Raw genomic sequence first — 21,163 nt, 5'->3', positions numbered from 1 at the left:
TTCAATATGAAGGGGTTTCTTTTTATTTACGCTTTTTATTGCGTTTGTTATAATTTTTATCGCCTCTAGTTTTTGGCTTTTTATATTTCTTAGCAATTTCTCGTCTATAAGAACCGCCTAGATTTTCCTTTTTGTTTTTGTCTTTCTTTTCATGAAAAGCTGGCCCTGGTTCGTCTTCCGCTCTTCGTTTTGTAGGGTTGTAATGTTCTTTTATTTGAGGTCGCTCTTCTTCAATAAGCTCACTCGATATTTCAACAGTATCAGGAATATCTAATGTCTCTATGTGCATTTGCATTAAATCTTCAAGGCGCTCTCTAGCATCTTGTTCTTTTTCCGTCGAAAATAATAGACTGTGTCCTAATTTTTCTGCACGACCAGTTCTACCTATTCTATGCATATAATTCTCAGGATAATCAGGAGTGTCAAAATTAATAACATGAGTTATATCATCAATATCAAGACCTCTGGCCATAACATCCGTAGCTACTAGCAACCGATGTTCACCTTCTCGAAACTGTTCTATACTGCGTAATCTATAATTCTGCGTCTTGTTGGAGTGAATGACGCAAGTTTCATTTGGGAATAACTCTTCAAGTCTATCGAATAGACGATCAGCCATTTTTTTATAGGCCACAAAGATTAAAACCTTGGAAAACTCATCCTTAGTTTGAAACAAATGCTCTAACAAATTTACCTTGGTATAAAAATTAGGAACATTATATCGCTGTTGATTAATATTCTCTAGAGGTGTACCAGAAACTGCAATGGAGATTTTATTTGGGTTGATGAAAAAATCTGTAATTAATTCATCGACATCACTTGTCATTGTTGCGGAGAACATAATATTTTGTCGACGTTCAGGTAGAATATCAAATATGTTCATCAGCTGATGTCTAAAACCTAAATCGAGCATCACATCAACTTCATCAATGACTAATTTCTGAATAGATTTTAACTGTAACACTCGGCTTACCGCCAAATCGTACAAACGACCTGGGGTGGCCACAATGATGTCTTGTCCTTGGGCAACGGCTTGCTTTTGCGTATTAATGTTTGTGCCACCATAAACACCCAAAACACGATTATTGATGTATTTAGATAGTTTTTCAATCTCGTCAACCACCTGAACGACTAATTCACGTGTTGGCACCAAAACTAAAACCCTTGGGTTATCTTGTTGTGAATATTTTAGATGCCGCAAAATAGGTAGCATGTAGGCAAAGGTCTTACCTGTACCTGTTTGCGCAATGCCAACAACATCTTTACCAGATGCCACGACATTAAAAGCTTCTGCTTGGATAGGAGTCGGGTTGCTAAAACCCAAATCATCAATGGCGTTATATAGAGGGGTATTTAAATTTAAATCCTGAAAGGTCAAAACGGTCTTGTTTTGTGCAAAGCTACCATTTATAATCTACTTAGACCAAATGGGTTTGGTCTATTTCGATACTATATGTGGCAGAAAAAGTTGAATTAGACTTCAAGGCTACAATGCCTTCCTTTTCAGAAAGCTGTTGGTTAGTGTTTTCTGAATCTGCAATACCTATCCAAGGCTCGATACAAACATAGGGTGCGTTGGGCTTTGCCCAAATACCTAGATACGGAAATTTGTCAAAAATTACTGATAATATATTACCCTTTTCTTTATGCTTTAAAGTGACTTTTCTTGAGCTAAGATCTTTAAATATTAAGGCATCTTCATTGAATAAATCTGGCTGTAATTCGATTTCATCACACTTTGTAAATACGGATTTTGTTTTATCAGTCACTAAACCAGAAGCCATATTTAGAATATAAGATCGACTGGTCTCGGAATTTTCAAATTTTAAAACGTAATCTGTGTAATGCTCATTTTCATGCAATGGACAATTAAAGGCAGGATGGCCGCCTAAGGAGAAGTATAGGGTTTTGTCATCTAGATTTTTTACTGAGTGGTGCACGTGTAATGCATTTTCAATAAGTTCATACGTTAATAAAAATTCAAAATCGAATGGGTATAATACTTTTAATTCATTATTAGAATTAAGTTTAAAAGTCATCTTTGTGTCCGACTTAGATACAACTTCAAAAGATTCATTATGTCTAACAAAACCATGCTTTGGCATATTATAGGCCTTTCCGTTAACATAGTAGGTATTATCTTTCATAACACCTATTATTGGGAATAGATTGGGAGCATGGCTTTCCCAAAACTTAGGGTCTGCTTGCCATAAAAACTCAAGATTAGATGTTACACTCGTGATGCTACAAAGTTCGGCACCTTCATGCTTAATGCGTATTCTAAGTTGATCATTTTTTAGGCTGTACATAGATATTATTTTATTGAAATATACAATTCTTCCACAATTAAAAAGTATTCTATTTATTTTTACCACATTAATAAGAGCTTTTGAGAACTAAAGTACAGCATTCACTAAAAAAACCTGAAGATTTTAAAAAGCAATTATTGCTTTGGGCACAGCAATTTGATGATGTTGTTTGGTTAGACTCCAATAATCACAAGGATAAATACAGTAGTTATGATGCCATTTTAGCTGTGGATGCTTTTACAAGCCTAAAAACAGATTGCTTTGATGCTTTTAACCGTTTGCAGGAGTATCAAACCACAACAAAGGATTGGATTTTTGGCTACCTTACATATGATTTAAAGAATGCTACTGAAACCTTGACATCGAATAATTTTGACGGTCTTGACTTTCCTGAATTGTATTTTTTTCAGCCCAAGAAACTATTTCTATTTAGAGATAATCAAGTTGAGATTCAATATTTAAAAGTGGTTGATGATGAAATAGAAGAAGATTTAATATCAATTCACGCTGTTACTTCGGTCCTTGTCGAGAGGTCTGAAGATGCAATAAAAATCAAACTTAGAATTCATAAAGATGAGTATTTCGAAAAAGCCAATAAAATGCTTGCCCATATACAAAGAGGTGATATTTATGAAGCTAATTTTTGTCAAGAGTTTTATGCCGAAGACAGTACAATAAACCCACTGGAAACATTTCACAAGCTCAATACGATTTCAAAACCACCATTTGCCACATTTTTAAAAATGGAGTATAAGTATTTGATGTCAGCCTCACCAGAACGTTACATAAAAAGGGATGGCGAAAAGTTGATTTCACAGCCCATAAAAGGAACTGCAAAGCGATCTTTAGATAGTGCCGAAGACAAAACACTTGCTGAGAATTTAAGTAAAGACGAAAAGGAACGTAGTGAAAATATTATGATAGTGGATTTGGTACGTAATGACTTGTCGCATACAGCACTAAAGGGAAGTGTGAAAGTTGAGGAGCTTTGTAAAGTCTATTCTTTCTTGCAGGTGCATCAAATGATTTCTACAGTAACATCAAAAGTGTCAAATGATGTAAAGCCTGTAGATGTCTTAAAGACAACCTTTCCTATGGGGAGCATGACAGGCGCTCCTAAAATTTCAGCAATGAAAATTATTGAAAATTTAGAAGACACTAAACGTGGATTATATTCTGGTTCGGTGGGTTATTTTAGACCAAATGGCGATTTCGATTTTAATGTGGTCATTAGAAGTATTCTCTACAATAGCATAAAGAAGTATATCTCATATTCGGTGGGTAGTGCGATTACCGCAAAGAGTGACCCTTTAAAAGAATATGAAGAATGCTTAATAAAAGCAAAGGCCATGCGCGAGGTTCTTGAAAATTAGCATTAATTTTGACGCAACCTTTTTACGCTTTCGCCATCTATAAAAAAACATAAACTCAATGAAAAAGCATTTAAAATTTTTAGTTCTTGCCCCTTGTTTGTTTGCTGTTCTATGTGAAGAGGATGACTTGGTTTGTGGGTATTCAGAACCAGAAACTTATACGCTTAACATAGAAAATAACACTGAGGTATATCCTGCAGATGAAACCATATGGTTAAACGCAGAAACCTCTGCCTTACTTTTTGATATTTGCGATGAGGACGAAGAGCTAGAAGCTGTTGACAACCCTGAGCAATTTGCATCAGGGATGTTTATATTAAAGTTAAATAGTGAATTAGGCGACTTAAATGCAGAAATAGCACAAGACTATTCGGTCAGCTATACTTTGGGAGAAGGCTTTAATATTGTGAGTTGTCTTGAGGCTATTACAGTTATTCCAGTGTTATCAGCGGATAATCAAACCTATAACTACAGGTTGGGACTATCAGTTAGTACTCCGGGAGATTATTGTATTGTCAATACGTTCAATAACAATTTTAACATTGAAGGAACAAATAATTCGGATATCTTCGGTCCCTATAATACTTTGGACAATAGGATTAGATTCCAAAACTGTGAAGATATTTTTACCAGAACAGGTACGGAAGGGCACTTTTTTTTCAGCGTGGAATAATTGTCACATTTAATAATGGAATAGTTGTATCGTAAACCTTAATTTCGATAACTTTGATATGTGCTTAAGGAATTTCAAGTTCATATTAATAAGAGGTTTTCTTTTCTAAAGAACGGTAAGCTTTTAATCGCCATTTCTGGAGGCATAGATAGTGTGGCGTTGACTTATTTATGCAAAAGTCTCGACCTTGATTTCGCACTGGCACATTGTAATTTTAATCTCAGGGGAAAAGAGAGCGATGCAGATGAGGACTTCGTACTGGAATTAGCCGAACTTTTGGATGTTGAGGTATTTATTCAAAAATTTGATACAGAAGTTTATGCCAAGAAGTATAAACGCTCAATACAAATGGCAGCACGAGAATTGCGTTATGATTGGTTTAATGAGCTGGCAGAACAACTTGAGTTTGACTATATTTTAACGGCACATCATGCCGATGATAATCTCGAAACATTTTTAATCAACTTTACGCGTGGCACTGGCTTAAATGGGCTAACAGGAATTCCTGAAATCAATGTTAATGTTGTAAGACCTATGCTTCAGTTTTCTAGAGAACAAATAGAAGCTTATGCTAAAGCGAATCATATCAAATGGCAGGAAGACAGCAGTAACACCTCCCGAAAATACCTAAGAAACAAATTGCGTCACGAAGTCGTGCCGATTTTAAAAGAGATTAATCCGCAACTGTTGGACAGTTTTCAAAATACATTGGAGCACCTTAATGACACTGCAGATATTGTAGAAGAAAGCTTAAATGCAGTAGCTAAGCGCGCTATTGTAAATATTGATGAGCAAGGAGTTACCTATAAGGTCGCGGAATTTAAGAAAGTCAATAATCCAAAAGCCTATTTATTTGAAATGCTTAAGGATTATGGATTTACGGAGTGGAATGATCTGGTTGATTTATTGAATGCAGAAACAGGTAAATATATTAAGTCGACTTCGCACAGACTTATAAAACATCGTGAGTTTTTAATTTTGACTGATTGTCATTCTGAGCAAGATGAGGCATCTTTTGTTATTTCTAGTTTCGATGAAAAAGTTGAAACACCTCTGGGAATCTTATGTTTTGCTGAAGCTGATGCTGTTTTGGACAATTCTAAAAATACCATCTATGTCGATAGGGAACAATTGAATTTTCCATTAGAACTTCGACTGTGGCAAAAAGAAGATGTATTTTGTCCGTTTGGCATGAAAGGAAAGAAAAAGCTAAGCAAGTACCTTAAGGATGAAAAAATGTCACCAGTAGCTAAGGAGAACACTTGGGTTTTAACCACTGATAACGCGATTGTTTGGGTAGTTGGTAAAAGAGCAGATAATCGATTTAGGGTAACTGACAATACGAAACAAATTTTAAAAATAGGGTTAAAGTAATAAAACAATGTCAGTTTGAGTGTCCCGACTTTATAAGTCGGGATGTATCGAGAACCATGTTTTACAGCATTATATGAAACTAAAAGGCAATATAGTAGATGTACCAAATCGCAAAATCTTCAAAGGCGAAGTCACCATTGAAAATGGCAAGATAATCTCTATAGAAGAAAGAGACTGCAAAGAAGACCATTACATCTTACCGGGATTTATCGATGCACATATACATATTGAAAGTTCTATGTTGGTACCTTCTGAGTTTGCAAAAGTTGCCGTTACCCATGGAACTGTAGCTACGGTTTCAGATCCACATGAGATTGGGAATGTACTTGGAGTTGAGGGTGTTGAATTTATGATTGAGAACGGAAAGCAGACACCTTTTAAATTCAATTTTGGAGCACCTAGTTGCGTGCCTGCAACCAGTTTTGAGTCTGCAGGAGCAGTCATAGATTCTAATGCTATTAAAAGCTTATTGGCTAATCCTGACATTACCTATTTAGCCGAGATGATGAATTATCCAGGCGTTCTCTACGATGATGCCGAAGTATTAAAAAAGATAGAATGGGCAAAGCATTACAATAAGCCTATTGATGGTCATGCTCCAGGATTACGAGGCGATAATTTATCTAAATATATTGCTACAGGTATATCTACTGACCATGAATGTTTTACTTACGAAGAGGGTTTAGAGAAATTGCAAAAGGGCATGAAAGTCATCATTAGAGAGGGTAGTGCTGCTAAAAACTTTAATGCGCTAATCGATTTACTCGAAGAATATTATGCAAGCATGATGTTCTGTAGTGATGATAAGCATCCTGATGATTTATTATTGGGACATATTAATGAACTATGCATTAGAGCAGTGGCCAAAGGGATAGATGTGTTTAAAGTGCTTCAGGCAGCTTGCGTCAATCCAGTAAAGCATTATGGTTTGGATGTCGGATTATTACATGTTGGTGATGCAGCAGATTGTATTGTGGTTGAGGATTTAAAAACCTTTAGAACGCTTCAAACGTATATCAATGGAGATTTAGTTTATGATCATGGAATTTCAAAAATAAAGCATGTTGACTTCAAAAATTTAAATAACTTCAATACAGATAAAAAGTATATAGAAGATTTTAGATTTGAATCAAATACCGAACAAATTAGAGTCATTGAATGTCTAGATGGTGAGTTGGTGACCAATGAGATCGTCGAAAAAGCAACGATTAAGAATGGTAATCTAGTGTCTAATATCGAAAGTGATATTTTGAAAATGGCAGTCGTCAATCGTTACAAGAATGACAAGCCAGCAATAGCATTTATCAAAAATTTTGCATTGAAACAAGGTGCTATTGCGTCTTCTGTAGGTCATGACTCCCATAATATCATTGCTGTTGGCGTTTCTGATGAAGCCATTTGTAAAGCGGTCAACCTGTTAATTGAAAATAAAGGAGGGATATGTGCCATCAGCGATACTCAAGAGAAAGTAGTTCCGCTTCCTGTAGCAGGCATAATGAGTGATCAAAATGCAGAGACTATTGGAAAGCAATATGCTGAATTGGACACTATGGCTAAAGACATGGGAAGCACACTCCATGCGCCATATATGAGTTTGTCTTTTATGGCCTTATTGGTAATTCCATCTTTGAAGTTAAGTGACATAGGTTTATTTGACGGTAATACATTTAAATTTACTAATCTTGAAATCTAAATTTATGTCACTTCGAGTGATTTCTGAGGTACGAATTAGTTCTCGATACAAATTTCAGTTTTCTCAAAAACTGAAATTCACTCGAACTGACTGAAAACTAAACAAATGCCAATCATAGAATCCACATACAAACCACCATTTTGGGCAAAGACAAGCTTTGTGTCCACCGTATTTTCTGGATTAGCAAGAAAAGTTCAAGGTGTTGACCAAACAAGAGAACGCGTAACTTTACCAGATAATGATTTTTTGGATTTAGATTGGAGCTATGCGGAACAAGAGTCTAATAAGGTTATTATTCTATTGCACGGATTAGAGGGGCATGCACAGCGTCCGTATATCACAGGAACAGCAAAATTGTTCAATGATAATGGTATTGATGCTTGTGCGGTTAACTTTAGAGGCTGTAGTGGTGAATCTAATTTGTTGTATCGCAGTTATCATTCTGGTGCAACCGAAGACTTAGAAGCTGTGGTCAATTATATTTTGGAGAAGAACCAGTATAACGATGTTTACATCAAAGGCATCAGTTTAGGTGCTAACATGGCTCTAAAATATATTGGTGAGCGCGAGGATATTCCAAGCGAAATCAAAGCCGTAATCGCAATTTCTACACCATGCGATTTAAAAGGATCTTGTGATGAATTGCTAAGTTTAAAAAACAAACACTACGCTATTCGGTTTTTGCAACATTTAAAAGATAAGTTAAAACCAAAATTAATACAATTCCCTAAAAACATATCGGTTACGGATTTTAATTCAATAAAAAGTTTAATAGACTTTGACCATGTCTATACTGCAAAAGCACATGGCTTTAAAGATGCTTACGACTATTACGATAAAGCAAGTTGTTTACAATTTCTACCGAATATAAAAGTTGCATCATTAATTATAAATTCGCTTAATGATTCATTCTTATCCGAAAGCTGCTATCCAGTAATAGAAGCCAAGCAAAACTCTAATTTGAATTTAGAAATGCCAAAATATGGAGGGCATGTTGGCTTTATCAATAAAGGGAATATTTATTATAATGAATGGCGTGCTTTGGATTTTATAAATCAAGTTTAATTTGTAGATTTAAGAAAACTAATCATCTATGCTCAAAAAAGTATTCGCTAGTGCCGTTTTTGGTGTGGAGGCTTCAACAGTAACCGTTGAGGTCAATGTAGATAAGGGAATTGGGTATCATCTAGTAGGACTTCCAGATAATGCGATAAAAGAGAGCAATTATCGTATTGCGGCTGCACTTCAAAATAATGGGTATCGTATTCCAGGTAAAAAAATCACGATAAATATGGCACCTGCCGATTTACGTAAGGAGGGTTCTGCTTATGACTTAACGTTGGCTATAGGCATACTGGCAGCATCCAATCAAATTAAAGCTGAAGATTTAGAGGACTATCTTATTATGGGCGAATTGTCTCTGGATGGCAGTTTGCAACCCATTAAAGGTGCTTTGCCAATTGCCGTTAAGGCAAGGGAAGAGGGGTTTAAGGGCTTTATTTTACCAAGGCAGAATGCTAAGGAAGCAGCAATCGTTAATGATCTTAAAGTCTATGGTGTGGATAATATCACACAAGTCATTAACCACTTTGATAAGGGTGAACTTCTGGAAGAAACTATAATAAATACACGAGAGGAGTTTTATAAAAACTTGGATTTTCCTGAGTTTGATTTTGCAGATGTCAAAGGGCAAGAGAGTATAAAACGCTGTATGGAAATTGCAGCAGCAGGTGGCCATAATATTATTTTGATTGGTCCTCCTGGTTCTGGCAAGACCATGTTGGCGAAACGACTGCCCTCAATATTGCCGCCAATGACCTTGCACGAAGCTTTAGAGACGACTAAGATTCATTCAGTCGTTGGTCGTGTTAAGGCACATGCTGGTCTAATGGCACAGCGGCCTTTTCGTAGTCCACATCATACCATATCAAATGTTGCGCTTGTAGGAGGGGGAAGTTATCCACAACCAGGTGAGATATCCTTATCGCACAACGGTGTATTGTTTTTAGATGAATTACCTGAATTTAAGCGTGAGGTCTTGGAAGTAATGCGTCAGCCTTTGGAAGACAGGGAAGTGACCATCTCCAGAGCCAAGTTTACGGTCACCTATCCATCGTCTTTTATGTTGGTGGCAAGTATGAATCCAAGTCCCGGAGGTTACTTTAATGACCCAGATGCTCCTGTGACCTCTAGTCCTGCAGAAATGCAACGCTATTTAAGTAAAATTTCTGGACCCTTATTAGATCGTATTGATATTCATATTGAAGTGACTCCTGTGCCTTTTGAAAAATTGTCTGACGATAGAAAAGGGGAATCATCAGTCGATATCAGAAAACGTGTGACGGCAGCGCGAGAATTACAAACGCAACGTTTTAAGGATCTGGATAGTGTACATTACAATGCGCAGATGAACACCAAGCAAATCCGTGCATATTGTAAATTAGATGAAGCTTCTTTGCAATTGCTTAAATCCGCCATGGAACGTCTAAACCTTTCAGCTAGGGCTTATGATAGGATCTTAAAAGTATCGAGAACTATAGCGGATTTAGAGGGTTCTCAAAGTGTATTAGGAAATCATATATCGGAAGCCATACAATATAGAAGTTTGGATAGAGAGGGTTGGTTGGGATAATTTTTTTATAATACACTGCAACCTTTTATATTTTTTTCATCTAATAAGTAAAAGCTAATTAAATTTAAATAAGATGAAACATAAAATTTTACCCTTGGTTTTAGTTGTATTAACATGCTTACAGCTTACAAATTGTAATAAGGATGATGGTGATGGTTTTCTTGATCCGGTCAACGTAGTAGTTCCAGTGATAGAGTCTAAAGCTGATTTTAGAAACTCGATTGAGATTAAAGGTCCTGAACCTACGAATTCCGATGGTAAGATTTATGTCTATAATGACTTGTTGCTTTATATAGCACAATATTCAGGAATTCATATTTTTAATAATCAAAACCCTGAAAACCCGCAAAATATGGCATTTATAGCCTTAAAGGGTGTTAATGATATTTCTATAAAGAATAATATTCTTTATGCCGATAATTTTATGGATTTAGTGGTGTTTGATATTAGCAACGTCATGGATATTCAACTAGTTAATACAGAAGAAGATATGCTGTCTTATTATGCCACATATCCTCAAGATGTCTCATATTTTAGAAATGAATATCCGGCGAATGAGGATGAATTTGTTGCTAGATATGAAACGATTCAGATGGAAAGGATTGAGGCAGATAATAATGAGGATATATTTAATTGGAACAGTGTGGATATATTTCTTGGAGCTTTTGATAATGCCGTTCCATCTAATACTATTGGTACAGGTGGTTCTTATGCAAAATTCCAGATTTATAATAACGCGCTATATACCTTAGACGATTATGCCTTGTTTACATTCGATATCACGGATTATAATGCGATTTCAGCAACATCAGTGACCTATATGGAAAGTTGGTTTGGTGCTGCTGTTTTGGAAACGACATTTATACAAAACGATTACTTGTTCATTGGTGCTACGAACGGTATGCATATTGTCGGTTTGCAGGATGAGTTTAATCCAGTCTATACATCATCTTTTCTACATGCCACAGGTTGTGATCCTGTTGTGGTCGAAGGCAGCACGGCATATATAACTGTTAGAGGAGGAAACGCTTGCGGTTCAATTGAAGACCAAGTCAATATCATTGATGTTTCGGATATCACAGCACCTACGGAGTATTCTACATACTTTTTGTCTAGCCCTTATGGATTAGGTATTAAGGACAATGTATTATACGTTTGTAATGACGATGGCATAAATGTGTTCGATGCTCAAAACCCTAATAACATAGTATTGGAAAACACCTATGACGGTAATTCTAAAGATGTCATTCCTTTATCGTCCCATTTAATTGCAGTTGGAGAAAATGTAATCCATCAGTATAATTATGTGAACGATTTTGAATTGGAACTTATTAGTACTATTCAATTTTAGAATTAGACTAATTTGTATTTATCTGAATTGAATTAAACTCCTTTTTCTACCGTATAAGAAAAACCTTAATTAACATATAGACTAGCATACGCTTGGATAAAGAACTACGAATACTCATACAAAAATGTGTTGAGAAAGATCGGGAAGGGCAACGTGAATTATACATGTTGCTTTCTCCTGTTATGTATGGTATTTGTCTAAAATATATGAAAAATAAAGCAGAGGCAGATGATGTATTTCAGGACGCTTTTGTCACTTTATTTCAAAAAATAAATCAATTTAAATATAAAGGAAGTTTTGAGGGATGGGCAAAGCGCATCTTTATTAATGAAGCACTTGAAGTTTTGCGAAACAAAAGTCGACGTCTTCATGTTGCGATTGAAGATTCTGATTTAAACAATGAGATCGAGGATGTGGCTAATGAAAGTAATACTGTAATATCTCAAGATGAATTATTAAAACATATACAACAATTGCCAGATAATTATAGAATGGTGTTTAATCTTTATGTTTTTGAAGGTTGTGATCATAGAACAATAGCAGATAAACTAAATATGGCAGTTGGAACCTCAAAATCATTGTTGAGTAGGGCAAAAAGGGTGTTGAGGTCAAATATTATTGGAGAAATTAAAGAAAAAGTATCATGAAGAAAGATAATATTGAAGAGGTCTATAGTGAATTAGGAGCATTCTCAAAGGAACCTCCTAAAGAGCTATGGGACCAAATAGAATCGAGACTTCATCCTAAAAAGAAAAGGAGAGGAATCATTTGGTTTTGGGGTTCAGCTGCAGCAATTCTGGTACTCCTTTTGGGATATATAATGACGGATGATTTGATGCCTAATAATAAATCTGATATAAAAGTTACAGATGTAGAGCATGCCGCAGACGACAATGCCATAGATGAATCAGAGACTCAGACTACTAAAATAGATAACACGACAGTTGCAGATGATATCAAGGACGGCACTGTGCCTAAAGTAGCTGACATTGAGGAAAATTCATCAATTCATAATGAGAATCAAAAACAACAATCAAATAGTTCTGAACTATTAAAGAAGAATCAAAAGGAGCATCAAACTTCTAAAAGTATTTATGATAAAAAATCATACAAGAAAGACGAAGTTGCTAGCCATAATAAAAGCTATGCCCAGAATATTGAAAAGGAAACAAATGATAAAGCCAATAACAAGGAACATCCAAACTTGCAAAAGAACAATGAACGTCTAGTCCAATCCGACAAAGACAAAGTAATAGCAAGTAATGATTCTATTTCAAAAAACAACGAAAAGCCGGCTCTAGATCTAGCGAAAGAACTTATGGCTGCAGCTGAGGATTTAAGTGACAGCACAAGTATCGAAATAATACCAAGCGCAAAATGGTCTTTGGAAGTTTTGGGCGGATTGTCTAATATGACGTCCAAAGGGTCTATTGAAAACACCTCTGTAAATACAGCTACTCAAAATGACTTTATATATGCCTTAAAAGTTGGGTATGCTATTTCGGACAGATGGATGGTGAAATCTGGTGTTGGAAAGAATGTATTAGGCCAAGAAATAAACAATGTCCTTTATGCAACGTCTGATGTATCCTTATCTGAAAATAGTGGCTCTGTCCTTGTAAATAATGAAACTATATCCTTTTTGTTTTCTCCGGGATTAGCTAATGATTTTTCTACTTTTGAACCTGGTGTTGATGAGGGGACTTTGGAGCAACAATTAAATTATGTGCAGGTGCCATTGGAGTTTTCTTATGCTTTGCTTAAAGAACAAAAGTATACGGTGTCGCTTGGTATTGGTGGTAATGTCAATTTCTTGACGGATAATAGGGCGTTTTTGAATGGTAATCAAATAGGTGAAAGCCTTGGGGTCGATTCGACGATTTTTGGAGCAACTATAAATTCTAATATCTCGTACGAATTCACCAAAAAGATGAACCTGTTTCTAGAGCCGAGCTATAATTATTTTGAAAAACCTATTAACACTAACAATCAGAATTTTAAAAACGCCCAGTTTAGAGCTTTGTTTGGGATACAATACAAATTCTGAAATTAATTGTTAATTAGAAATACCTTTGAGAACGCCATTTAATAGATGACGACAAATTCTATAAGTTGGTCGAAATGACTTATTAATCTTTCTCAAAATAATTTTCACCTCCTACGGTAGGCTCCCATTCCCATTTTTCCGTATTAAACGAGTGGGATACAGAAGCTAGTTTACCTTTGTCAGTAGTTTCAAAAAGCATCAATGTATTTGATCTTGTTAAATCCATATATGTATTTTCGCCAATAGCCAAGAGTTCTACTCGTGGTAAATCTACCGTTTCGCTTTTACGCTTATAGAAAAACTTATGATCCTCTATCCAAAATTCTCGTGGACCATAACTTCCGGTAAAACGCTCGTGCTGCTTTAGCAAAGAATCTTTATCCGTTTCTTTTACGTAGGAAAGATGTTGTAAATAATTTTTCAAATAGGCATGTTTAGGATTTTCTTCTAGAGCAATGCTATATAGACTTGCAGCTTTTTCCAAATCCCCATTATCAAAAGCTTCGTGGGCTTTTTGTATGGTCTCATCTTCTTTCCAGTACCAATAGGTGTTGGTATTACGGTAATTAACAACATTGAAATTTATGCCAATTGGTTTTCCTGAATCGGTAAATACTAAATCAGCTTTATAGGTTTCGTTATTTATAAAGCCCGAAACAACAGCGTTTTCTCCTGCGGGAATAAATGCATCCATCATTTGATTCTTTACATATTGTATCAGTCTATTGTTTTCAATCCAGTATGTATGAACTTGTTCGTTTAGACTAGACCGATAAGTGCCTTCAAACTTTTTAAACTTTGAGATATCATATCCATTTTGCTTCAAATATGAAACAACGGAATCATAAACACTTGCTCTATTTTTATAACTAGAATTTAGTGTTTTTATGTCCTCTAAAAGTACTTCGGCTTTTTTAACTTCTTTCTTAAACAATAAGGGTTGAAGTCTAAACAGTTTTAAATTGGGGCTTATGATCTCGTATTTTTTTATTTCATCTATTAGTCTATCATCATCACCATTGACCATAGCGGCTACAGCAAGGTCCGTTCCTGTTTCTGCATTCTGATCCATGTCAAACAACCGCTCTGAGGATTTAAGAAATTTATCGGTTTGTTTTGTTTCACCGTAAATACTAAATAAAACATCATTGTAAAATGGGTTGTGCGGATCTACTTCCAACTGCAGTTTAACTTGCCTCGCTGCATCATCAAAATTTTCATAGGCCAAATTACGTTGTATATGAACTTCTAGCTGTCTTTGTAGTGGTAGCTTATTTCTGTTTTCAAAGGCTTTATCCGTTAAATCCTGTACCTCTAATTTGCCTCTGCTAATTCTTAGGGATCTTTTGGCATATTCCAAATAGGCTAATGCAAATTCCTTGTCAATCGCAACGGCTTTACTATAATTCCCATCTACATATTCTTTTATGGCGTTGAGAGAATCACTCATAAACTCATTTACAGGGTAGTCTAAATAACGTAGTTGGTTAGTTTCTATAAAACCAGAATTTTCAGTTATGAAAACGGTTATTTCATCAATTAGCAGTAAAAAATCAGGTCCAGTGAAGGTTTTTTCTTTTAGTTTCTTTCCGTTTGTTGCCTTTCGTTTATAAACGGTTATGACATAATTATCACCTTCTTTTTTATAATTCCCATCTATATAAAAGTCGTTAAAGAGCGAGGCATCTTCTATTTTAGTTGATGTATCCATATAATAACCAAAGGAAGGGCTGAGGCTCTTATTTTGGTATAAGTCTTCTACCAGTAAACTACCAATACCATAGCGCATCCAATAAAGAGATTCGTCTTTGCTTAAGTTTTTAAAGCCATATATGGGCACGCCAATTCTAAATTCTTCTTTGGTTATAATCTCTTTTTGTGCTTGACCTTGATCATCGGTATACTTAATTTCTTTAGTAGTAGCTCCTAGGTCACTATTCCCAAAACCGAAATAAAGGGCAAGTATTAACAGAATGACATTAAGAGGGATGAATATTTTCTCGCGTAGTTTTAATATGCGTTTACTCAAACGTTCTTGATGGTATAGGTATATGAGTAATGATGGGCTAATGCCAATAAAGAACCATAGTAAAATATCCACCCAATATGGAGAAATACTATAACGATTTAAAACCCAATCTACAAATTGCAGGAACGTCCAAGCTGCCACGAGATAGGCAGCAAAGAATTTTAAGGTGTTAATCCATTTTTTTTTAGTTTCAGACGACATTTATATGTTTTAACAGCTAATTTAAAATTATGACTAAATATAAGTAGTATTATTAGTATTTATAGGCTCAAGCTTTTAAAAATTACATAAAATTACTTTTTAGTGTATTTTTACTTGACTAATTAATTGATTCTGTATGAAATGAGCCAGAACAAATCTTGATACTATTCGAGATGGTTATTGGCGAATTCCATCTGACCATTGAAAAACAATAAAAAAACAGATGAAATATAGCTATTTAGTATTCCTGTTGATTTTGCTCTTGGCTTGTAAAGAGTCTGAAAAGAATACGGCCACGGATGCGGAAACCATAATCGAAAAGGTTAAAATACCTAGCTTAAACCTAGGGCAGGCCAATCGTCTGGCAGAACTCCCGCTGGCCTGTGTGGATGTTGAATACCCTAATAAACTTGGGCAAACTCTCGGTGATAATGAAGATTTGAAATCACCAAAAGAGTTGCATCCCGCGTTCTATGGGTGCTTCGATTGGCATTCTGCAGTACATGGACATTGGAGTATGGTAAGTCTGTTGCGTCAATTTCCAGATTTGGAAAAAAAAGTAGAAATGGAAGATTGGCTTTCCAGCAGTATATCAAAAGAAAACATAGCACAGGAAGTAGACTATTTCCATGGAAAACATAACAAATCCTACGAACGCACTTATGGCTGGGCTTGGTTGCTAAAGCTTGCAGAGGAACTACATAAATGGGATAGCGCTTTAGCGCGGCAATTAACAGGTAATCTGCAACCTTTGACGGAAGTAATTGTGGAACGTTATATAGAATTTTTGCCAAAACTGAATTATCCAATTAGAGTTGGTGAACATCCCAACACGGCTTTTGGACTTAGCTTTGCTTATGACTATGCAGTTGCAGTTGGGCATGAAGAATTAAGATCACTAATCGAGCAAAGGGCCAAAGATTTTTATATGAATGATGAGTCTTGTCCATTAGGTTGGGAGCCTAGTGGTTTCGATTTTTTGTCACCTTGCCTAGAGGAAGCTGCCTTAATGAAGCGTGTGTTATCAGAAGATGAGTTTAAGATTTGGATAGATGAGTTTCTTCCTAAGCTAAAGGACAAATCATTCTCCATTGAAACTGGTAAAGTTTCTGATAGGACAGACGGTAAGTTAGTGCATCTTGATGGTGTTAACTTTTCTAGAGCGTGGAGTTTGAATTTCATCGCGAAAGATTTATTAGAATTTAAACATCTTAAGAATGTTGCCAATAAGCACATTAATTATTCATTGCCGAGTATTGTGGGTGATAGTTATGAAGGTGGTCACTGGTTAGGTAGTTTTGCCATTTATGCTTTGAACTCTATTAGTGAATGATAAAGAAATTCTTTAAAAATATAGGTCCAGGGCCTTTAGTGGCGGCAGCATTTATAGGTCCGGGCACAGTAACAGTCTGCACACTTGCTGGTGTAAATTTTGGATACGCTTTGCTTTGGGCTATGGTGTTATCGATTATTGCCACAATTGTTTTGCAAGAAATGGCAGCAAGGTTAGGCGTTGTGTCTCAAAAAGGACTTTCGGAAATCATTAGGCAGGAAATTAGGAATCCATTCGTCAAAGGTTTCGCCTTGTTCTTGATTATCAGTGCCATTGTTGTAGGAAATGCTGCCTATGAAGCTGGAAACATTAGCGGAGGAGCATTGGGAATGGAAACGCTTTTTGGTAATTCTTCTTTAGATATTGGTAGCTTTAATCTTAGGATGATGCCCTTGATTATTGGTTGTATTGCGTTTATGTTTCTTTATATTGGAAATTATAAAGTATTAGAGCGTTTTTTGGTAGGATTGGTCATATTAATGAGTTTGGCTTTCTTGATTACTGCTTTAATAACAAAGCCTGATGTCATAGGAATTCTAAAAGGCGTTTTTGTTCCAAGTTTTCCAAATAAAAGTATTCTAACCATAATTGGACTTATTGGAACAACTGTAGTGCCTTATAATCTATTTTTACATGCCTCTTTAGCCAAGACCAAATGGAAAGATGAATCCGACCTAAAATATGCTAGAAAGGATACTATTATAGCCGTAATTCTTGGTGGTGTGGTGTCTATGTGCATTATTGTATCTGCTTCAGCAATTCCAGAACAAGATATATCCAATGCTTCTGATCTAGCTAAAGGATTAGAACCTTTGTTTGGTGTTAATGCTAAGTACTTTCTCGCCATTGGTTTGTTTGCCGCGGGTGTTACAAGTGCAATAACAGCGCCTTTGGCCGCAGCCTTTGTTGCTAGTGGTTGTTTAGGTTGGGAGACTAATCTAAGATCTTTAAGATTCAGAATGGTTTGGATGTTTATACTAGGTTTAGGAGTACTGTTTTCGACCATTGGTTTTAAGTCTATCGAGATTATAAAATTTGCTCAAGTTGCTAACGGATTGTTGTTGCCTATAATAGCCATCTTTTTGCTCTGGGTTATGAATAAGTCTTCAGTTTTAGGTAATTATAAAAACTCTAGACTACAGAATATTTTTGGAATTATCATTATTATAATTTCCGTTTTTCTTGGTACAAAAGGAATATTGAGTGTTTTTAATATAATCTAATGAACAGTTATTTAGTAGATATTAATGCAGATGTCGGCGAGGGTTTAAATAATGAGTCTGATCTAATGGCGTATTTATCATCTTGTAATATTGCTTGTGGAGGCCATGCTGGAGATTTGCAAACGATGGCGCATGTTGTGCGATTAGCAAAAATGCATAAGGTGAAAATAGGTGCGCATCCATCGTTTCCTGATAAAGAAAACTTTGGAAGAGTTGTTGTGGATATGCCGGCCGCTGATTTATATGCCAGTTTAAAGCAGCAAATTAGAGCATTGCAAAATATACTTCGTGCTGAAAATGTGCAATTGCATCATATAAAGCCTCATGGAGCACTTTACAATTTAGCGGCTAAAGATGAAAAGACCGCAAAAGTAATTATTGAGGTTGTTAAAAGTATTGCGCTGCCCACGAATCTTTATGTGCCATATGGATCTGTGATTGAACGTTTAGCTAGGGAAGAAGAAATAAGGATTACTTATGAAGCTTTTGCGGATCGAAACTACAATGATGATTTATCATTGGTTTCTAGAAAGAATAATAATGCAATTTTGAATGATAAGCATCAGGTTTTGGGTCATGTATTAAATATGGTAAAAGGTCAAAATGTTAAAACCGTAACTGGAGTAGAGGTATCTATAAAAGCGTCCACATTTTGTGTGCATGGTGACACTAAAAATGCATTGGAAATTTTGAGATACCTCAGTCAAGAATTGCCAAAAAATAATATCAATATTCAATAATTTTTTATGGAATATAATCTCAAATTTTTAAGGTATAATGAACGGTCCATTTTAATAGAATGGCCAGCGATTATCGATGAAAATGTCCTGAAAAGTATATTGAATTTTAAAAAACGAATCCAAAATAAATATATTAAACAAAAAGTTGATATAATAAATGCATACAGCTCAATATTAATTATTTATGATTTTACTATTGATAACCTCAATGATGAAATTTTAGCCTTGAAATTACTATATGAAGACGAGAAATCATTTTATGAGATAAAATCTAAGATATGGGAAATCCCAGTGTGCTATGATAAAGAATTTGGTTTTGATTTAGAGCAGTTTTCAAAGTATAAGGAGCTTTCAAAATCAGAAGTTATTGAGCTACATACTAAGCCAGTTTATAAGGTTTATTTCATCGGTTTTTTACCTGGATTTTTATACTTAGGTGGATTGGATTTTAAATTGTTTTTAGATAGAAAATCAACTCCAAATTTGAATATCAAAAGAGGTTCAGTGGCCATTGGTGGGAAACAGACAGGGATTTATCCACAAGATAGTCCTGGAGGTTGGCATGTTATTGGAAAAACACCAATTAAATTGTTTGATATCAATCAAAGTCCGCCATGCGTTATCCAATCTGGAGATAGTATGAAATTTGTATCGGTGGATAAATCCGAATATCTCAATATCGAGGAACTAATAGCGAAATCATCTTTTCAACTAAATCCTGTTTTATAGAATGTTGAAAGTTTTAAACCCTGGATTTTATACCACAATTCAAGATGCTGGACGTTTTGGTTTTAGGGAGTATGGTGTGCCAGTTTCAGGTGTTATGGATAGTTATTCTAGTCAATTTGCAAATGCACTTCTTGGAAACAGTGATGATGCAGCAGTGCTTGAAATGACCATGATTGGTGGTTCTTTTCAATTTTACACACCAATACTTATCGCCATTTCAGGAGCAATAATGTCACCTAAATTGAATGATGAGCATGTAAGGCAGCATACGATTATTCAAATTAGAGCCAATGATATTTTAAGTTTTGGAAGAGCGACTAATGGATTCAGAACATATTTAGCCGTAAAAGGTGGTCTTAAATCAGACAATACGTTGGGTAGTCAAAGTCAGTATACGCCAATAACAAAAGCTAATGTTATTTTTAAGGACGATATTTTAGAGTATTCAAAATATAGTGACAGTTTTAAAAAAGTAAATGCTTCTGTAAAGTTTAATGATTCGGTGTTCAAAAGCAATATACTGGAGGCTTACAAAGGCCCAGAATTCGATCAATTTTCAGAAAGCCAAAAACAACTATTATTGAGTGATGAGTTTGAGGTATCAAAGCTTAACAATAGAATGGCTTATCAACTTGAGCCATTGCTTACGAATAGCCTGAAGCCTATTTTAACATCACCAGTATTGCCAGGAACAGTGCAATTGACCCCATCTGGTCAACTCATTGTTTTAATGCGCGATTGCCAAACTACCGGAGGCTATCCAAGGATCTTACAGCTAACTGAAAAAGCTATAAATAGATTAAGCCAAAGAACAACTCAAAGTTGCGTAAAGTTTAGACTAAAAGTATAAAATTGTAAGAAAATAATTAATAATAGTTTTTTTTAATACAGAAATTCAATACTTTAGGGTCAACTATTAATTAAATTAAGACTTATTATGAAAAACCTCGGACCACTAATCGTTGGTATTATTCTGGGTGCTTTAGCGATGTATTTTTTAGGATCACAATACATGGAAGTAGACCCAATGCAAATGGCGCCAACTGCACCAAAAGGCTTAATAAAGCCAAGCGAAGCAAAAGCTTTAGATCAAGCGTACAACATCAAACACAAAATCATTAACGATTCCCTCTTTAAAAAATCGACCGATGGCGGAGACAACCGATCGTCTTGGTGGTCTATTGAAGATATTCAAAACTATATCAACTATGCCGAAAACCAAGCGGGCGAATTGGGTTACACTATGGATGGCTTACGGGTGTATTTAGGTGCTTATCCAGATTCGAATGGAGAAACAGGTTTAACAACCATGTTTATCGTACCAACGGGTACCAAAAACACCTCCAAAGGAAGTGTGTTTACATTTCAAGGAGGTAGTAGCGATATAAAAGGAGGCGATGGTTTAAATAATGGAGGACATGGGAGTCCACCTGGTAACAACTATCCGCAATAAAAC

At 35.5% G+C, this 21,163-nt stretch carries 18 protein-coding genes; 15 read left to right on the top strand and 3 right to left on the bottom strand.

Going from position 1 to position 21,163, the window contains the following annotated elements:
* Window positions 1–22: 22 nt before the first annotated feature.
* Both H7F21_RS09710 and H7F21_RS09705 read right to left on the bottom strand, forming a co-directional pair.
* A complete protein-coding gene (locus H7F21_RS09710; protein ID WP_185789068.1) occupies window positions 23–1,378 on the bottom strand; it encodes a DEAD/DEAH box helicase in 1,356 nt (451 codons plus the stop codon).
* A gap of 40 nt (window positions 1,379–1,418) precedes the next feature.
* A complete protein-coding gene (locus H7F21_RS09705; RefSeq protein ID WP_185789067.1) occupies window positions 1,419–2,309 on the bottom strand; it encodes an aldose 1-epimerase family protein in 891 nt (296 codons plus the stop codon).
* An 80-nt stretch (window positions 2,310–2,389) separates the two neighbouring features.
* On the opposite strand from H7F21_RS09705, the gene H7F21_RS09700 reads away from it, so the two are divergent.
* The 9 genes from H7F21_RS09700 (at window position 2,390) to H7F21_RS09660 (ending at window position 13,452) form a co-directional block, all read left to right on the top strand.
* Window positions 2,390–3,682, top strand: a complete 1,293-nt coding sequence (locus H7F21_RS09700; protein WP_185789066.1) for an anthranilate synthase component I family protein — start codon at window positions 2,390–2,392, stop codon at window positions 3,680–3,682.
* 58 nt (window positions 3,683–3,740) lie between these two features.
* Entirely contained in the window at window positions 3,741–4,355 is a 615-nt protein-coding gene (locus H7F21_RS09695) for a hypothetical protein (RefSeq protein WP_185789065.1), read from the top strand.
* 60 nt (window positions 4,356–4,415) lie between these two features.
* Window positions 4,416–5,729 carry a tRNA lysidine(34) synthetase TilS gene (gene tilS, locus H7F21_RS09690; protein ID WP_185789064.1) on the top strand — a complete coding sequence of 438 codons (1,314 nt, stop codon included), beginning with the start codon at window positions 4,416–4,418 and terminating at the stop codon, window positions 5,727–5,729.
* Window positions 5,730–5,802: 73 nt separating this feature from the next.
* The gene (ade, locus tag H7F21_RS09685; protein ID WP_185789063.1) at window positions 5,803–7,422 is read left to right on the top strand and encodes an adenine deaminase; all 1,620 of its coding nucleotides are present in this window, start codon (window positions 5,803–5,805) and stop codon (window positions 7,420–7,422) included.
* 105 nt (window positions 7,423–7,527) lie between these two features.
* Window positions 7,528–8,487, top strand: coding sequence for a YheT family hydrolase (locus H7F21_RS09680; RefSeq protein WP_185789062.1), 960 nt, complete (start codon window positions 7,528–7,530; stop codon window positions 8,485–8,487).
* A gap of 28 nt (window positions 8,488–8,515) precedes the next feature.
* Window positions 8,516–10,054: a YifB family Mg chelatase-like AAA ATPase gene (locus tag H7F21_RS09675; RefSeq protein ID WP_185789061.1), complete on the top strand. Its 1,539-nt coding sequence runs from the start codon at window positions 8,516–8,518 to the stop codon at window positions 10,052–10,054.
* Between the two features lie 73 nt (window positions 10,055–10,127).
* Window positions 10,128–11,405, top strand: coding sequence for an LVIVD repeat-containing protein (locus H7F21_RS09670; protein ID WP_185789060.1), 1,278 nt, complete (start codon window positions 10,128–10,130; stop codon window positions 11,403–11,405).
* Window positions 11,406–11,497: 92 nt separating this feature from the next.
* Window positions 11,498–12,052 carry an RNA polymerase sigma factor gene (locus tag H7F21_RS09665; protein WP_246431454.1) on the top strand — a complete coding sequence of 185 codons (555 nt, stop codon included), beginning with the start codon at window positions 11,498–11,500 and terminating at the stop codon, window positions 12,050–12,052.
* A complete protein-coding gene (locus H7F21_RS09660) occupies window positions 12,049–13,452 on the top strand; it encodes a hypothetical protein (RefSeq protein WP_185789059.1) in 1,404 nt (467 codons plus the stop codon). The genes H7F21_RS09665 and H7F21_RS09660 overlap by 4 nt, the downstream gene beginning before the upstream one ends.
* Before the next feature lie 82 nt (window positions 13,453–13,534).
* On the opposite strand, the gene H7F21_RS09655 is transcribed toward H7F21_RS09660, so the two are convergent.
* Window positions 13,535–15,682, bottom strand: a complete 2,148-nt coding sequence (locus H7F21_RS09655; RefSeq protein WP_185789058.1) for a tetratricopeptide repeat protein — start codon at window positions 15,680–15,682, stop codon at window positions 13,535–13,537.
* Window positions 15,683–15,905: 223 nt separating this feature from the next.
* Between H7F21_RS09655 and H7F21_RS09650 the strand changes: the two genes are divergently transcribed.
* The 6 genes from H7F21_RS09650 (at window position 15,906) to H7F21_RS09625 (ending at window position 21,160) form a co-directional block, all read left to right on the top strand.
* Window positions 15,906–17,015, top strand: coding sequence for a DUF2891 domain-containing protein (locus tag H7F21_RS09650; RefSeq protein WP_185789057.1), 1,110 nt, complete (start codon window positions 15,906–15,908; stop codon window positions 17,013–17,015).
* Window positions 17,012–18,238, top strand: a complete 1,227-nt coding sequence (locus H7F21_RS09645; RefSeq protein WP_185789056.1) for an Nramp family divalent metal transporter — start codon at window positions 17,012–17,014, stop codon at window positions 18,236–18,238. The genes H7F21_RS09650 and H7F21_RS09645 overlap by 4 nt, the downstream gene beginning before the upstream one ends.
* The gene (gene pxpA, locus H7F21_RS09640) at window positions 18,238–18,978 is read left to right on the top strand and encodes a 5-oxoprolinase subunit PxpA (RefSeq protein ID WP_185789055.1); all 741 of its coding nucleotides are present in this window, start codon (window positions 18,238–18,240) and stop codon (window positions 18,976–18,978) included. Before H7F21_RS09645 ends, pxpA begins: the two co-directional genes overlap by 1 nt.
* A gap of 6 nt (window positions 18,979–18,984) precedes the next feature.
* Window positions 18,985–19,707 (top strand): 5-oxoprolinase subunit PxpB, encoded by a 723-nt coding sequence (gene pxpB / locus H7F21_RS09635; RefSeq protein WP_185789054.1) that lies wholly within the window; start codon window positions 18,985–18,987, stop codon window positions 19,705–19,707.
* Between the two features lies 1 nt (window position 19,708).
* Window positions 19,709–20,557: a 5-oxoprolinase subunit C family protein gene (locus H7F21_RS09630; RefSeq protein WP_185789053.1), complete on the top strand. Its 849-nt coding sequence runs from the start codon at window positions 19,709–19,711 to the stop codon at window positions 20,555–20,557.
* Window positions 20,558–20,644: 87 nt separating this feature from the next.
* Window positions 20,645–21,160 (top strand): hypothetical protein, encoded by a 516-nt coding sequence (locus tag H7F21_RS09625; protein ID WP_185789052.1) that lies wholly within the window; start codon window positions 20,645–20,647, stop codon window positions 21,158–21,160.
* Window positions 21,161–21,163 lie beyond the last annotated feature (3 nt).

The sequence above is a fragment of the Winogradskyella flava genome, assembly GCF_014243395.1.
Taxonomy (GTDB): domain Bacteria; phylum Bacteroidota; class Bacteroidia; order Flavobacteriales; family Flavobacteriaceae; genus Winogradskyella; species Winogradskyella flava.
Note: the sequence above shows the minus strand (reverse complement) of the source record. Positions and strands in the feature narration are given on the sequence as shown.

Excerpts from the sequence above, each read along its gene's own strand:
- H7F21_RS09705 (WP_185789067.1), bottom strand. The coding sequence starts at position 2,309 with ATGTACAGCCTAAAAAATGATCAACTTAGAATACGCATTAAGCATGAA.
- H7F21_RS09695 (WP_185789065.1), top strand. The coding sequence starts at position 3,741 with ATGAAAAAGCATTTAAAATTTTTAGTTCTTGCCCCTTGTTTGTTTGCT.
- ade (WP_185789063.1), top strand. The coding sequence starts at position 5,803 with ATGAAACTAAAAGGCAATATAGTAGATGTACCAAATCGCAAAATCTTC.
- H7F21_RS09680 (WP_185789062.1), top strand. The coding sequence starts at position 7,528 with ATGCCAATCATAGAATCCACATACAAACCACCATTTTGGGCAAAGACA.
- H7F21_RS09675 (WP_185789061.1), top strand. The coding sequence starts at position 8,516 with ATGCTCAAAAAAGTATTCGCTAGTGCCGTTTTTGGTGTGGAGGCTTCA.
- H7F21_RS09670 (WP_185789060.1), top strand. The coding sequence starts at position 10,128 with ATGAAACATAAAATTTTACCCTTGGTTTTAGTTGTATTAACATGCTTA.
- H7F21_RS09660 (WP_185789059.1), top strand. The coding sequence starts at position 12,049 with ATGAAGAAAGATAATATTGAAGAGGTCTATAGTGAATTAGGAGCATTC.
- H7F21_RS09655 (WP_185789058.1), bottom strand. The coding sequence starts at position 15,682 with ATGTCGTCTGAAACTAAAAAAAAATGGATTAACACCTTAAAATTCTTT.
- H7F21_RS09650 (WP_185789057.1), top strand. The coding sequence starts at position 15,906 with ATGAAATATAGCTATTTAGTATTCCTGTTGATTTTGCTCTTGGCTTGT.
- H7F21_RS09645 (WP_185789056.1), top strand. The coding sequence starts at position 17,012 with ATGATAAAGAAATTCTTTAAAAATATAGGTCCAGGGCCTTTAGTGGCG.
- pxpA (WP_185789055.1), top strand. The coding sequence starts at position 18,238 with ATGAACAGTTATTTAGTAGATATTAATGCAGATGTCGGCGAGGGTTTA.
- pxpB (WP_185789054.1), top strand. The coding sequence starts at position 18,985 with ATGGAATATAATCTCAAATTTTTAAGGTATAATGAACGGTCCATTTTA.
- H7F21_RS09630 (WP_185789053.1), top strand. The coding sequence starts at position 19,709 with ATGTTGAAAGTTTTAAACCCTGGATTTTATACCACAATTCAAGATGCT.
- H7F21_RS09625 (WP_185789052.1), top strand. The coding sequence starts at position 20,645 with ATGAAAAACCTCGGACCACTAATCGTTGGTATTATTCTGGGTGCTTTA.